This is a genomic window from Azospirillum sp. A23 (assembly GCF_042938965.1).
Classification (GTDB): domain Bacteria; phylum Pseudomonadota; class Alphaproteobacteria; order Azospirillales; family Azospirillaceae; genus Azospirillum; species Azospirillum melinis.
This window is the reverse complement of record NZ_CP170665.1, coordinates 242,426-259,080: the sequence shown is the minus strand read 5'-3', so window position 1 is coordinate 259,080 and position 16,655 is coordinate 242,426. Positions and strand designations below refer to the sequence as shown.

The following is a 16,655-nucleotide window of genomic DNA, read 5'->3' as shown; positions in this document are numbered from 1 at the left end:
CTAATCGGGAAATCTTTATGTGCATACGCGAAGTGCATACCAGTATATGCATCACTCCGAGCGCGGTTAACGATAAAATCGTTCCCGCATGACAAAAATGAAACCTTAGAAACAACACCCGTCAAAGTATTACAAAATGAAACGTGTCCTCTGCCGTATAAGAACGCGAATCGGACAAAAAAGGGACGAGGATTCTGCAACCTTGAGATTTCAGAGCGTTGTGCAGCGGCGTTAGCAAGTGGTATCTTCCCCACCATCCCATACTTATGGATAGCCGCTTCCGGCTTAGAGCCGGGCAGTGTGGTGAATGTCGGGGAGAAGGGCTATGGCGCGCATGTACGGTGCGAAGGGCGTTGGCGGGAACGGTGGCTCCGGCAAGGTGCGCAAACCGTCGCCTTCCATGTTCGCCATGGCGCTGGAACCGCGCTTCATGTTCGATGCGGCTGGTGCCGCGACCATAGCGGACGCTGCCCAGGCCGAACGGCCCGCGACACCTACCGAAGCCCACGACACCTCCACCAATCAGGCATTGGCCGACGCTGCGGCACATGCGGTGCCTCCTGAAGCCCGCCCTGCCGATGCGGTCGCGCAGGACGTATCGCGGATATCCGGGGCAGCGGCGGACGGCACCGCTGCCCAATCGGCCTCATCGGGCGGGCAGGCCCGGGTCGAAATCGTCTTCATCGACAGTTCCGTGCCGGACTATCAGGTTCTGGTCGACAACATTCAGGCTGGCAAAGAGGTCGTCATTCTCGATGCCGCCACCGACGGCATGCATCAGATCGCCAGTTACCTTCAGGGGCGGACCGGTGTCGACGCGATTCACATTGTGACGCACGGCGAAGAGGGGCGGGTTCTGTTCGGCTCCGGAGTCCTGGAAGCCGATACCTTGCAATATTACCAGAATGATTTGAGCGCGATCAGGTCGTCTCTGACGCCCGATGGAGATCTTCTCTTCTACGGCTGCGATGTTGCGAAAGGCAGCGACGGCACTCTCCTGACCTATCTCGTGGCATCCGCGACGGATGCCGATGTCGCATTCTCGACGAACCCCACGGGCGCCGCAGCCGGAAAGGGCGATTGGCTGCTGGAGAAGAACGTCGGTTCCATCGAAACGTCGTCCGCGTTCAAAGAAACCGTGACTTCCACATATACCCACACATTGACCGACTCCCTGTATGTTCTGACGGCGGACGCAACCAACTCCTCAACAGGCGCCGGTGATACGCTCTATAAATTTACGATTGACGGAGCGCAGACATCCACGACCTTGTCCGATGGCGGCACAAGCGGACAAATGGTCAACCAGCCGTCGCAGGTGGCAGTCGATGCCATCCACAACAAGGCCTATGTTTACGATAATTACACGACCAACAGGGGCATTTACGTCGTTGATCTGGCGACGGGCACCACGTCGAGCTTCGTTTCGATGTCGACCATCACCGCTTCGGTGACGGGGGCGGCGTTGGTCACTGATTTGCAATACGATGCCCTGAACAACGAACTTTGGGCCTCGCTGTCGAACAACAACGCTGCAGTCGGAGCAGGCGACGCTCTGATCAAGATAAGCTTGGATGGCAACAAGACCATTTCGACACTTTTCACCAACGATACGATTAAAGTCCCGTCTTTCTTCTCATTGGACGTTGCCAACCAAAAAGCTATTATTGTTGAGGCAGTTAACACGACGTCTTCTACTTTAAAGAGCAAAGTATACTCTTATTCATGGGCATCTGGTAACAGTTTTACTGAAATATACAGTATAACATATGACGCTAGCGCGACAAACGGGTATGTTATTACCGGAATGTCGCAAGATTTGTCTGGTAAATACATCTATTTGTCGATCCGCGACAACAGCGGCAGCAGCCCGGCAAACTCCGGTGACAGGGTTGTGCGGCTTGACTCAACCAATAATTATTCGGCGGAAACGATCTTCTCAGCGAACAATGTTCTCGGACCGGGAGCTGTGCAGGTCGATGAAGTAAACAACCGTGTCCTAGTGCTCGATACGGCTGGAAAGAAAATGTATGAAGCGTCCATCAGTGGAGGCTTCCCGACCACAACGAGTGTTTATAAAGACTTTTCAAGTTCCGTTCCTACGGATATTTATTTTGGCGATGCAACAAAGCCGACATTCAATGCGTCGTCGTCCACTCCTGTCGATGATGCCGCCAATGTCGTTGCCTCGAACAACATCAAGCTGAATTTCTCTGAGCGCGTCATCAAGGGCACCACTGGAAACATCGTGATCCGTAACGTTACGGACAATTCAATCATTGAGACATTGGCCTTCGACAGCACCAAAATCACCGGTTGGGGAACGACGACGCTGACGATCGATCCGACCTCGGATCTGCCGGCGGGCAAGGTGATTTCGGTCCAGTGGGATGGCAACGTCATCCGCGACACGTCGGGCAATCTGCTGGATGCCAATTCGACCGATACCCTGTTCAATTTCACGACGGCAGGCGGCGCCGACACCACGCCGCCGACGGTGAGCAGTGTCACCTCTTCGACTGCCGACGGCACCTACGGACTCAACAGCACGGTTTCCATCCAGGTCACCTTCTCCGAAGTCGTGACAGTCACCGGCACGCCGCAGCTGACACTCGAAACCGGAACGACGGACCGGACGATCAGCTATGTCAGCGGGTCGGGCACCAACACGCTGACCTTCTCCTATACGGTCCAGGCTGGCGACACGTCGGCCGACCTCGACTATCAATCCATCTCCGCCCTGGCGCTGAACGGCGCGACGATCAAGGACGCGGCCGGCAACGACGCGACGCTGACCCTGCCGGCGACCGGCAGCGGATCGTCGCTGGGCGGTTCCAAGGCCATCGTCATCAACACCGTCCCGACCATCACGTCCGCGACCTACAACGCCAGCACCAACACGCTGGTGGTGACCGGCACGAACATCGGCGACGGCGCCGCCATCGACGTCACCAAGCTCACCCTGACCGGCCAGGGCGGCAGCTACACGCTGACCGGCAATTCCTCGGTCACCTCCACCCCAAGTTCCAACAGCTTCACCATCACGCTGGGGGCGACCGACCAGGCCAATGTGGAAGGTCTGCTGAACAAGGACGGCACCAGTTCTCAGGACAGCACCACCTACAACCTGGATGCCGCCGCCAACTGGAACAGCACGCAGTCGGCAGCGGCCGACAGCACCGGCAATGCCGTCACCGTGTCCAGCACGCAGAAGCCGACGATCAGCTCGGTCACCTACGACGCCACCACCGGCGTGCTGACGGTGACCGGCACCAATCTGGTCCACCAGCCGGGCGCCGGCAACGACATCGACCTGTCGAAGCTGACCATCACCGGCCAGGGCGGAACCGTCACCCTGAGCGGCGCGGTGGAAATCACCAGCGCCACCGGCTTCACCGTGACGCTGACCGGCACGGACAAGACCGACCTGAACGCCAAGCTGGACAAGGACGGCACCGCGTCCACCGGCGGCACCACCTACAAGATCACCTCGGTCGACAACTGGAACGGCCCGATCTATGGCGACATCTCCGATGCCACCGGGGCCGGCATCACCGTGTCGGGCAACAACTCCGCTCCGGTCATCAGCAATCTGAACGGCGACACCAAAAGCTGGGCTGGGGTGGGCGGGACCGTGTTCCTCGACACCTTCAGCGGCAGCACGGGCATCGCCAGCGTCAGCGATGCGGAGAACAACAGCGGTAATTGGGGCGGCGGCTCCCTGACCGTGCAGCGGAGCACGGGCGGAGCGTGGTCGGCGGACGTGTTCGCTTTCAGCACCATCTATTTCGTAGACACCCCGGCCGATGCCATCAGCGGAACGCTCCGCTACTATACCCAGGCCAACGGGACGTCCTTTGCCAGCTATACCAACGCCAACGGCGTGCTGACGATTACGCTGAACAGCGCGGCGACCACGGAGATGGTGTCGTCCCTGTTCAGCGCCATCACCTATCGCAACGACACGCCGGCCGGCGACGCGACGATCGCCTTCACGCTGAATGACGGCCACGGCGCCGTCAGCAGCGCCGACGTGAAGGTGACGACCGACTACATCTACGTCACCGGCACCGACGACGGCAGCATCGTCAACGTGACCGACGGCGTCGGTCTGCGCGAAGCGGTCGCCATCGCCAACGGGCAGACCGGCACCCAGACCATCGTCTTCGACAGCGGGCTGGCCAACGGCAGCATCACGCTGGGCTCCGACCTGGCGATCGGCGAGAACATCACCTTCGACGCCGACGCGGCCAGCGGCCTGACCATCGGCGGCGGCTCCATCACCGTCGCGACCGGCACCACCCTGACGCTGACCAACGGCACCAGCGACACGCTGACCATCCTCAGCAAGATCACCGGCAGCGGCGGCGTCACCAAGACCGGCGCCGGCACCCTGACGCTGAACGGCGGCAACGACTACAGCGGCGCCACCAGCATCAGCGACGGCACGCTGACCACCGGCGGAATCGGCGAGGGCATCGGCGACGGCAGCGCCGTCACGGTGGCGAGCGGCGCCACGCTGAACCTGCTCGGCAGCGAGACCATCGGGTCGCTTGCGGGCGGCGGCACGGTCACGCTGGGCGGCAACACGCTGACAACCGGCGGCGCCAACACCAGCACGAGCTTCGACGGCATCGTCAGCGGCACCGGCGGCCTGACCAAGGCCGGCAGCGGCACCCTGACCCTGACCGGCACCAACAGCTACACAGGCGCCACCACCGTCAACGCCGGCACGCTGGCGCTGAACAGCAGCGCCGGCACCGCGCTCGCCGATGGCAGCGCTGTGACGGTGGCGAGCGGCGCCACACTGAGCCTGTCGTCGGCGAGCGAGACCATCGGCACGCTGAGCGGGGTCAGCGGCGCCACGCTGGCGCTGGGCGGCAACGCCCTGACCGTCAGCCAAGCGAGCAGCGGGACCTTCAGCGGCGCCATCACCGGCACCTCGTCGGGCAGCCTGATTCTGAACGCCACCGGCAACAACACGAGCCTGACGCTGGACGGAACCAGCAACAGCAGCGGCTTCGCCGGCGGGATCACCGTCATCAGGGGCTGGTTGCAGGTCTCCGCCGACAGCAATCTCGGCACCGGCACCCTGACGCTGAACGGCGGCACCCTGCGGCTCACTGCCACCGCCGCCACCATCGACAACGCCGTCGCCATCGGCAGCAGCGGCGGCACCATCAGCGTCGCCCCCAGCGGCGGCGACCTCACCCTGTCCGGCACCATCAGCGGCTCGGGCAACCTGACCAAGGCGGCCGGCGGCAACCTGACCCTGTCGGGCAACAACAGCAGCTTCAGCGGCGTCTTCACCGTCAACGCCGGCACGGTGACGGTCAGCCATGCCAACGCGCTGGGCAGCACCGCCGGCGGCACCACGGTGGCGGACGGCGCGGCACTCTCCCTGTCGGGCGGCATCACCATCGCCGAGAACCTGACCCTGTCGGGCAGCGGCGTGTCGTCGGGCGGCGCGCTGATCAGCGCCAGCGGCACCAACACCGTCAGCGGCACCGTCACGCTGAACGCCGACACCACCGTCACCGCCACCAGCGACCTCACCCTGTCGGGCGTGGTCAGCGGCAGCTATGCCCTGATCAAGACCGGCACCGGCAGCCTGACCCTGTCGGGCAGCAACACCTACACCGGCGCCACCACCGTCAGCGCCGGTACGCTGGTTGCCGGCCACAACAACGCGCTCGGCACCACCGCCGCCGGCACCACCGTCGCCAGCGGCGCCACCCTGGCGGTGGCGAACGGCGTCACGCTGGCGGAAGCGCTGACCCTCTCCGGCACCGGCGTGTCGTCGGGCGGCGCCCTGCAGGTCACCAGCGGCAGCGCCACGGTCAGCGGCACCGTCGCCATGGGCGCCAACACCACCATCGGCGTGTCGGGCACCGACCTGACCCTGTCGGGCGTGGTCAGCGGCACCGGCTTCACCCTGACCAAGACCGGCAGCGGAATGCTGACCCTGTCGGGCGACAACACCTATACGGGCGCCACCACCGTCAGCGCCGGCGTCCTGTACATCACCCATGCCAACGCGCTGGGCACCACCGCCGCCGGCACCACCGTCGCCAGCGGCGCCACCCTGCGCATCGGAAACGGCCTGACCATCGCCGAAAACCTGACGATCAGCGGGATCGGCGTGTCGTCCGGGATCGGTGCGGTGAAGGTCAACGGCGGAACGGCCACCATAACCGGCACCGTTACCCTGGCGGCGAACGCCGACATCGGCTCCTACAACAGCGGCGACACGCTGACGATCAGCGGCACGGTGTCCGGCGCCTACAACCTGACCAAGGTCGGCGCCGGCACGGTGGTGCTGAGCGGAACCAACAACTACACCGGCACCACCACCGTCAGCGACGGCACCCTGTCGATTGCAGGGTCCGGCAACATCAGCAGCGCCGGCATCACGCTGAACGGCGGCACCCTGGACGTGACCGGCAGCAGCGTCACCCTGTCGAATGCCGTCACGCTGGGTAGCAGCCACGGCACCGTCAGCGTTGCCAACGCACTGACCCTGTCGGGCGTGGTCAGCGGCACGGGCGCCTTGAGCAAGCTGGGCAGCGGCACGCTGACCCTGTCGGGCACCAACACCTACACCGGCAGCACCACCATCAGCGCCGGCACCCTGGTCGTCACCGGCACCCTGAACGGCTCGTCGGCCAACGCGGTCACGGTTGGCAACGGCGGCACGCTGGCGGGAACCGGTACGGTGAACGGCGGCCTGACTGTCCAGTCGGGCGCCACGCTGTCCCCCGGCGTCGCCGGCACCAACAGCGGCGTCGGCACCCTGACCGTCAACGGCGGCCTGACCATCCAGTCCGGCGGTACCCTGGCGGTCGATCTGGCCAGCACCAGCAGCTACGATCAGGTGAACGTCACCGGGGCGGTCAGCATCGCCAGCACTGCCACCCTGACCGCCGGCGGCGCCTATGTCCCAGCCAGGACGGCGAATGGCGACAGCTTCGTCATCGTCTCCAACGACGGCAGCGACGCCGTCACCGGCAACTTCAGCGGGCTGACGTCCGGGACGTCGATCACGCTGAACGGCGGTTCGGTCACGATCAGCTATGCCGCCGGCAGCAACAGCAACGACGTCGTGCTGACCGGGCCGGTCAACCAGGCGCCCGCGCTGAGCGGCACCTTCACCACCGCCGGCACCGTCGACGACAACGCCACCACCACGCCCTTCACCAGCGTGACGGTCACCGATGCCGACGACAGCACCGGCACCTTCACCGTCATCATCACCTACACCGCGGCCAACGGCACGCTGTCGAGCGCCGGCGGCGGGCTGACCGGTACGGCCGGCAACTACACCCTGACCGCCACCACGCCGGGCGGACTGCAGACCCTGCTGCGGGCGCTGGTCTTCACCCCCACCGGCAACCAGGTGGTGCCGGGCGGCACGGTGCAGACCACCTTCAGCCTGACCGCCAGCGATGGCACCAGCAGCAGCAGCGCCAACACCAGCACGGTGGTCACCGCCAGCTCGATCAACGATGCGCCGACCGAGATCGCGCTGTCGAACAGCTCAATCAGCATCTTCGAGGGCACCAACGGCGTGGTCGGCACCCTGTTGGCCATCGACGCCGACACCGGCCAGACCCTCACCTACACGCTGGTCAGCGGCACCGGCGACACGAACAACGCGCTGTTCAACATCTCCGGCACCTCGCTGCGGGCGAACGACGCCGCCACCCTGACCGGCGGCCAGAGCTATTCGGTCCGCGTCCGGGTCAGCGACGGCACCGCCACCTACGAGAAGACCTTCAGCATCAACGTGACCAACGACCTCGTGGTCGACGTCACCGCCATCGACAGCAGCGCGCCGGCCGGCACCTATGCGTCCGACAAGGCCGACGGCGGCGGCCTGGACCTGCGGGAAGCGATCGCGCTCGCCAACAACATTTCGGGCAACGTCACCATCCGCTTCGCCAGCACGCTGAGCGGCACCATCACGCTGCCCGTCAGCCTGACGGTGCGCAGCGGCGTGACGCTGGCGATGGACAGCGACACCGACAGCCGGGCAATCACCATCACCGGCAACGGCTTCACGCTGGGCAACAGCTTCGGCGTCAGCGTCGACACCGGCGACACGCTGACCATCAACTCGACACTGGCCGACAACGGCACCGACACCGCGGCCCTGACCAAGAGCGGCGCCGGCACGCTGGTGCTGGGCGGCACCAACAACACCGCCAGCGGCAACACCGGCATCAACACCATTACCGTCGGTGCCGGCACGCTGTCGGTGGCGGGCGACGCCAACCTGGGCACCGATGCGGTGACGATGGCCGGCGGCACCCTGGCCGTCACCGGCGCCACCACCATCGACAACGCCATCGCCCTGTCGTCCGACAGCAGCATCACCAACGCCAACGCCGTCACCCTGTCCGGCGCCATCACCGGCAGCGGCGGCCTGACCAAGCTCGACAGCGGCAAGCTGACCCTGAGCAATGCCGGCAACAGCTGGTCCGGCGGCATCACGCTGCGCGGCGAGGTGGAGCTGGGCGCCACCGGCACCATCGGCAGCGGCACCATCACGCTGAACGGCGGCACGCTGACCACCACGGCGTCCAGCCAGACGCTGACCAACGCCATCGCCATCGGCAGCAACGACGGTACGGTGAAGACCGCCAACGCCCTGACCCTGTCCGGCATCGTCAGCGGCACCGGCGCCCTGACCAAGACCGGCACCGGCACGGTGACCCTGTCGGGGAGCAACACCTACACCGGCGCCACCACCGTCAGCGCCGGCACCCTGAGGGCGTCGGGCGGCAGCGCCATCGGCGACAGCAACGCCGTATCGGTCGGGGCAAGCGGCACGCTGAACCTGTCGGCCGACGAGACCATCGGATCGCTGAGCGGCTCCGGCGCGGTGACGCTGGGTGTCTATACCCTCACCACCGGCGGCGCCAACAGCGACACGACCTTCTCCGGCGTGCTGTCCGGCACCGGCGGATTGACCAAGACCGGCACCGGCACGCTGACCCTGACGGGCGCCAACAGCTACACCGGTTCGACCACCGTTTCCGCCGGCACGCTGGCGGCGAGCGGCAGCGGCACCGTCGGCAACGACAGCGCGGTGACGGTGGCCTCCGGCGCGACCCTGAGTTCGACTGCGGCCACCCTGTCGCTGGGTTCGCTGGCGGGTGACGGCACCGTCTCGATCGGCGCCAACACGCTGGAGACGGGCAACAACAACTCCAACACCGGCTTCTCCGGCACCCTCAGCGGCTCCGGCGACTTCTACAAGCGGGGCACCGGCACCCTGACCCTGTCGGGCACCAACAGCAGCAGCTTCACCGGCACCATGACGGTGCGGGACGGCGGCACGCTGAGCGTGGCCGGCGATGCCAACCTGGGCGCCGGCACGGTGACGCTGAACGGCGGCACGCTGACGGTGACCGGGGCAGGCACCATCGACAACGTCCTCGACACCGGGGTCAACGGCGCCACCATCGACACCGGTGTCGCCGTGACGCTGTCGGGCGCCATCGGCGGCAACGACGGCCTGACCAAGACGGGCAGCGGCACGCTGACCCTGTCGGGGACCAACACCTACACCGGGCAGACCACGGTTTCCGCCGGCACGATCAGCATCGCCGCCGACGGCAATCTGGGAACCGGCGCGGTCAACCTGGCGGCCGGAAGCAAGCTGCAGGTCACGGGCGCGACCACCATCGACAACGCGGTCGCCCTGACCGGCGACGCCATGGTCCAGACCGACGCGGCCGTCACGATCAGCGGCAACATCACCGGCAACACCCGCACGCTGACCAAGTCGGGCAGCGGGACGCTGACGCTGTCCGGGACCAACAACACCTCCGGCTCCGGGGTCAGCGGGATCACGGTGACCACGGGAACCCTGGCGGTGGGGGCGTCCAACAATCTGGGCCAGACGACGCTGACGCTGGACGGCGGCACGCTGGCCTCGACGGCGGCCTTCAGCAGCGGAATCGCCGTCGCGCTCGGCGGCGGCGGCACCGTCGACGTCTCGGCCGGCTCGGTCACGCTGAGCGGCACCGTCTCCGGCACCGGCGGACTGAGCATCGCCAGCACCAACGCCGGCAATGTCCTGGGGCTTTCGGGAAGCAACACCTATACGGGCGGGACGACGCTGGGCAGCGGCATCCTGCAGTTCGGCAGCGACACCGCGGCGGGAACCGGGACGCTGACGATCAACGGCGGCAAGGTGCGCGGATCGGGGTCCACCGCGCGGACGCTCGCCAACAACCTCGTGCTGGGCGGCACGATGACGATGTCCGGTTCGGCGGCACTGACCTTCACCGGCACCGTGGATCTGGGCGGCACGACCCGGACGATCAACAACACCATCACCGAGGCCCTGACTTTGAACGGCGCGGTGTCGAACGGCTCGCTGACGGTGGCGAACGGCGGCACGGGCGCGGTGGTGCTGGGCGGGACCAACAGCATGACCGGCATCACGGTGTCGTCCGGCACGCTGTCGGTCGCCGACGCCGCCAGCCTGGGATCCGGCACGACGACCCTGTCGGGCGGCACCCTGTCGATCACCGGGGCCACCACCATCGCCAACGCCATCGCGGTGTCGTCGGGGTCGACGATCAGCAACTCGGCGGCCGCGACTCTGTCGGGCGTGCTGTCGGGGTCGGGGGCGCTGACCAAGTCGGGCAGCGACACCCTGACCCTGTCCGGGACCAACACCCACACGGGCGCCGTCACGGTGTCGGCGGGCACGCTGGCCGTGGCCGGCGGTTCGGCGATCGGCAATACCAGCGCGGTGACGGTGGCGACCGGCGCCACCCTGTCGCTGGGCAGCGGCACCGAGACCATCGGGTCGCTGGCTGGAGCCGGCAACGTGGTGCTGAGCTACCGCCTGACGGTCGGCGGCGACAATACCTCCACGACCTTCTCCGGCGTGATCTCCTCCACTAACAATAGCGGCCTGACCAAGATCGGCACCGGCACCCTGACCCTGACGGGCGCCAACAGCTACACCGGTTCGACCACCGTTTCCGCCGGCACGCTGGCGGCGAGCGGCAGCGGCACCGTCGGCAGCGGCAGCGCGGTGACGGTGGCCTCCGGCGCGACCCTGAGTTCGACTGCGGCCACCCTGTCGCTGGGTTCGCTGGAGGGTGACGGCACCGTCTCGATCGGCGCCAACACGCTGGTGACCGGCAGCAACAACTCCAATACCAGCTTCTCCGGCACCCTCAGCGGTTCCGGCGACTTCTACAAGCGGGGCAGCGGCACCCTGACCCTGTCGGGCACCAACAGCAGCAGCTTCACCGGTACCATGACGGTGCGGGACGGCGGCACGCTGAGCGTGGCCGGCGACGCCAACCTGGGCGCCGGCACGGTGACGCTGAACGGCGGCACGCTGACGGTGACTGGGGCGGGCACCATCGACAACGTCTTCGACACCGGGGTCAACGGCGCCACCATCGACACCGGTGTCGCCGTGACGCTGTCGGGCGCCATCGGCGGCAACAACGGCCTGACCAAGACGGGCAGCGGCACGCTGACCCTGTCGGGCACCAGCACCTACGCCGGACCGACCACCGTGTCGGTGGGCACCCTGCTGGTGACCGGGGCGCTCGGCGGCACCAGCGCCGTCTCGGTGGCGTCGGGGGCGACGCTGGGAGGCACCGGCTCGATCTTCGCCGCCAGCTCGTCCAACACGCTGACGGTCGCGTCCGGCGCCACCCTGGCGCCCGGCATCGCCGGGACCAACAACGGCATCGGCAGCCTGACCGTCAACGGCAACCTGTCGCTGAGCGGCACCCTGGCGGTCGAGATCGCCGGCACCACCACCGCCGGCACCGACTACGACCAGGTGATCGTCAGCGGCGGCGTCACGCTGTCCAGCGGCTCCAGCGCCGTCACCGTCGTCCGGGTCAACGGCTTCGCCGCCGTCAACGCCGCCACCTACAAGGTGATCGACCAGACCGGCGTCGGGGCGGTGTCCAGCACCCTGTCGGGGCTGGCGCAGGGCGCCACGCTGAGCAGCAACAACGACCTCTACACGGTCGATTACGTCGGCGGCACCGGCAACGACCTCGTCCTGACCTCGCTGGTCAACCCGACCGTCTCGTCGGTCAGCGCCAGCACCGCCGACGGCAGCTACAAGGCCGGCGACACCATCACGATCACCGTCACCTTCAACCGGGCGGTGACGGTGACCGGCACGCCGACGCTGGCGCTGGGCAACAACAGCCGGACCGCGACCTACGCCAGCGGGTCGGGCACCACCACGCTGAGCTTCACCTACACTGTGCAGGCCGGCGATACCTCCGCCGACCTCGACTACGCCTCCACCGCGGCACTGGCGCTGGGCGGCGGCACCATCGTCGACAGCTCCACCAGCCTCGCCGCGATCCTGACGCTAGCGACGCCGGGGGCGGCCAACTCGCTGGGGGCCAACAAGGCGATCGTCATCGATACCACGGCGCCCGGCGCGCCGAGCGCAGCTGACATGACCGCCGGCACCGACACCGGCACGTCCAACACCGACGACATCACCGGCAACGCCACCCCGACCTTCACCGGCACGGCGGAGCCGAACAGCACGGTCCGGCTGTACGACACCGACGGCACCACGCTGATCGGCACCGGCACGGCGGACGGCAGCGGCAACTGGTCGATCACAGTCTCCACCCTGACGCCGGGCAGCCACACCATCACCGCCAAGGCGACCGACGCCGCCGGCAACACCTCGACCGCTTCGACCGGCCTGCCGATCACCATCGACACCGCGGCGCCGGCCACCCCGGGCACGCCGGTCCTGGCGACGGCCAGCGACACCGGCACGTCGAGCAGCGACGGCATCACCCGGACCGCCACCCCGACCGTCAGCGGCACGGCGGAGGCGGGATCCACGGTGACGCTGTACGACACCGACGGCACCACCGTGCTGGGCACGACGACCGCCGACGGTTCGGGCAACTGGACCATCACCAGCTCCACCCTGGCGTCGGGCACGCACAGCCTCAGCGTCAAGGCGACCGATACCGCCGGCAACACCTCCACCGCCTCGTCCGGCCTGTCGGTGACGGTCGACACCACGGCGCCGACGGTCTCGTCCGTCACCTCCTCGACCGCCAACGGCACCTACAAGGCCGGCGACACCGTGTCGATCCAGGTCGTCTTCTCCGAAGCGGTGACGGTGACCGGCACGCCGACCCTGGCGCTGGGCACCGGCCGGACCGCGACCTACGCCAGCGGGTCGGGCGGCACGACACTGACCTTCACCTACGTCGTGCAGGCCGGCGACACCACGTCGGACCTCGACTACGCCTCCACCGCGGCGCTGTCGGGCACCATCGCCGACATCGCCGGCAACAGCGCGACACTGACCTTGCCGGCGACCGGCAGCGGGTCGTCGCTGGCCGGGACCAAGGACATCGCCATCGACACCACGGCCCCGACGGTCACCGCCGTCTCGGCGGTGAACGGCACCTACCGGGCCGGCGAGACCATCGACGTCACCGTCACCTTCTCCGAAGCGGTCGCCGTCACCGGCACGCCGGGCTTCGGCATCACGCTGGACAACGGCACGGTGGTGCAGGCGACCTATCTGTCGGGCTCGGGCGGCACGGCGCTGACCTTCCGCTACACCGTCGGCAGCAATCTGGTCGATGCCGACGGCATCGGCATCGGCGGCTCGATCAGCGGCGGCAGCATCGCCGATCTGGGCGGCAACAGCGCCATCCGCACGCTGAGCGGCATCGCCAGCATGGCGGGCGTGCGCATCGACAGCGTTCCTCCCACCGTCACCAACGTCACCTCCAGCACCGACAACGGCACCTACACCACCGGCCAGACCATCTCGATCCAGGTGACCTTCAGCGAGGCGGTGGCCGTCAGCGGCACGCCGACGCTGGCGCTGAACACCGGCCGCACCGCCGCCTACAGCAGCGGGGCCGGGACCAGCACGCTGACCTTCACCTACACGGTGCAGGCCGGCGACACCGCCGCCGACCTGGATGCCATCGGCACCTCGGCCCTGGCGGGATCGATCACGGATATCGCCGGCAACGCCGGCAACCTGACCCTGACGATGCCGGGCGACGTGCGGTCTCTGGGGCTGAACAAGGACATCGCCATCGACACCACGGCGCCGGCGATCAGCAGCGTCGTCGTGCCCACCGACGGCGTGTACGGCGTCGGCAAGACGCTGAGCTTCTACATCCAGGCCAGCGAGGTGGTGATCGTCAACGGCACCCCGACGATCACGCTGGACATCGGCGGCCAGACCCGCCAGGCGGTCTACACCCCCGCGGGCAGCAGCGGGACGATCCTGCGCTTCGACTATGTGGTGCAGGCGGGCGACAGCGACGGCGACGGCATCGCCGTCACCGGGCTGAACCTCAACGGCGGTAGCATTGCCGACAAGGCCGGCCTCCCGCTGCCCACGACGCTGACCGGCGTGCCAGGCCTGCAGAACGTCCTGGTCGACACCGTGGCGCCGGACACCCCCTCGGCCCCGGTGCTGGCGCCCGGGCAGGACACCGGCACCTCCGCCACCGACGGCGTGACCAACCTCAACCGCCCGACCCTGGGCGGCACGGCGGAAGCAGGATCCACCGTCACCGTCCTGGTCGACGGCGTGGCGGTCGGCACCACCATCGCCGGCTCCGACGGCAGCTGGAGCTTCACGCCGACCACCCCGCTGGCCGATGGCACCCATGCCGTCACCAGCCGGGCGACCGACCGCGCCGGCAACAGCAGCGGCACCTCGGCGGCGCTGACGCTGACCATCGACGCCACGGCGCCGGTGCTGTCGACCCCGGCGATCTCCGGCGTCGACAACACGGCCAACGCCATCTCCACCAGCCGTCCGACCTTGACCGGAAGCGCCGATCCGAACAGCACGGTCACGGTCATCGTCGACGGCGTCACCGTCGGCACGGCCACGACCGGCAGCGACGGCCGCTGGAGCTTCGCCGTCACCGCCCCGCTGGCCGACGGCAGCCACAGCGTGGTCACCACCGCCACCGACCGCGCCGGCAACATCGGCCGCTCGGGCACGCTGAGCCTGACGGTCGACACCCAGGCCCCGACGGTGTCCGGCGGCACCAATCCGACGCTGAACGCCGGCGGCACGGCGACGCTGGGAACCGCGGTGTCGCTGTCGGATGCCAGCTCGCTGAACCGGGTGACGGTCACCCTGACCGACGCCCGCAGCGGCGACGAGCTGGTGATCGGCGCCCTGCCGGCCGGCATCACCGCGACCCGCGACGGCGCCGGCATCGTGCTGACCGGCGTGGCCTCGGCCGCCGACTATCAGGCGGCGGTGCGGGCGATCGGGCTGCGGTCGAGCGCCAGCGACCCGAGCTTCGCCGGCACGGCGACCAGCCGGTCGATCAGCATCCAGGCCCGCGACCTCGTCGGCAACAGCTCCGCCGCGACCACGGTGACGGTCGCGGTGGCCCGCGTCACGACGACGACCACCTCCCCCACCAACACGACCAACACCCCGGTGACCACCACGCCGGTCACCGGCAGCGGCAACGGTCCGTCGCAGTCCAGCAGTTCCGTGCTCGGTTCCTCGTCGAACGGTCCGTCCTCCAACGGTTCGTCGTCCGGCAGCGGGCTGGGCGGCAGCGGGCTGGGCGGCACCGGCGGGTCCGGGCCGAGCCTGCCGGGCGGTGGCAGCAGCGGCAGCGCCGGCATCCCCGGCAGCTCGTCCAGCACGGATGCCGGCCGGTCGGTGACGCTGGGCAGCGTCAGCGGCAGCTCGTCCAGCACGGACGCCGGCCGGTCGGTGACGCTGGGCAGCGTCAGCGGCAGCTCGTCCAGCACGGATGCCGGCCGGTCGGTGACGCTCAACAGCATCGGCGGCAGCTCCTCCGGCTCCGGCAGTTCCAGCAGCGGACTGGGGGGAAGCAGCCTCGGTGGCGGTTTGGGTGGCGGTTTGGGCGGTGGCCTCGGTGGTGGCCTCGGTGGTGGTCTTGGTGGCGGGCTGGGCAGCGGCATTGGTGGCGGCAACCTGGGCGGCACGGGCCTCGGCGGCACCGGCACTGGCATTGGCGGCACGCCCGGAGGGACCGGCACGGGGACCGGAAGCAACACGGGAACCGTCACCGGCGGCACCACGACCGGCACGGGCGGCACGACTCGCACCGGCACCACCGGTCAGGGCACTCCCGGCCAGACCGGCACGCAGGGCACCGGCCAGAACAACGGTCAGGGTCAGCTTCAGGGCCAAGGCCAGGACCGGGGGACCGGCCTCGGCACCGGGCAGGGCCGCGGCCCGACGGCCGGACAGCCGGGGAACCAGGGCCAACAGGGTCAACAAGGCCAGGGTCAGCAAGGTCAGGGCCAGGGCGAGCAGCAGGGCCAGCCGCAAAACCAGGGCGATCCCCAGGATGGCGGCGGCACCCCGGCGGACGGCAGCGGACGGCCGGCGGAGCGCGGAGCGGACACCCGCGCCGAGATCATGCCGGCTTCCCCCGGCTTCGCCCGTCAGGTCGCCCGCGCCCATGGCGGCCCGGCCGGCGCCACCGACCTGCTGGCCGCACTCGCCAGCCACGTCCTGCCCGACAGCTGGGCCGCCTGACGGCGGCCCGGCTCCCCATCCGTCTCACCCGGGGTCCTTCCCGCCGTCCTTCCCATTCCCGCGTCGCTTTTCCCTCATTCAATCCTTTTCCGCCGAACGGAATTGT

1 protein-coding gene is annotated in these 16,655 nt (G+C 68.0%); it reads left to right on the top strand.

Going from position 1 to position 16,655, the window contains the following annotated elements; genetic code table 11:
- Positions 1-307: 307 nt before the first annotated feature.
- Positions 308-16,549 carry an autotransporter-associated beta strand repeat-containing protein gene (locus ABNQ40_RS09055; RefSeq protein WP_391346142.1) on the top strand — a complete coding sequence of 5,414 codons (16,242 nt, stop codon included), beginning with the start codon at positions 308-310 and terminating at the stop codon, positions 16,547-16,549.
- Positions 16,550-16,655 lie beyond the last annotated feature (106 nt).

What these genes read in the sequence shown, in the direction of transcription:
- ABNQ40_RS09055 (WP_391346142.1), top strand. Translation starts at nt 308, where the DNA reads ATGTCGGGGAGAAGGGCTATGGCGCGCATGTACGGTGCGAAGGGCGTT.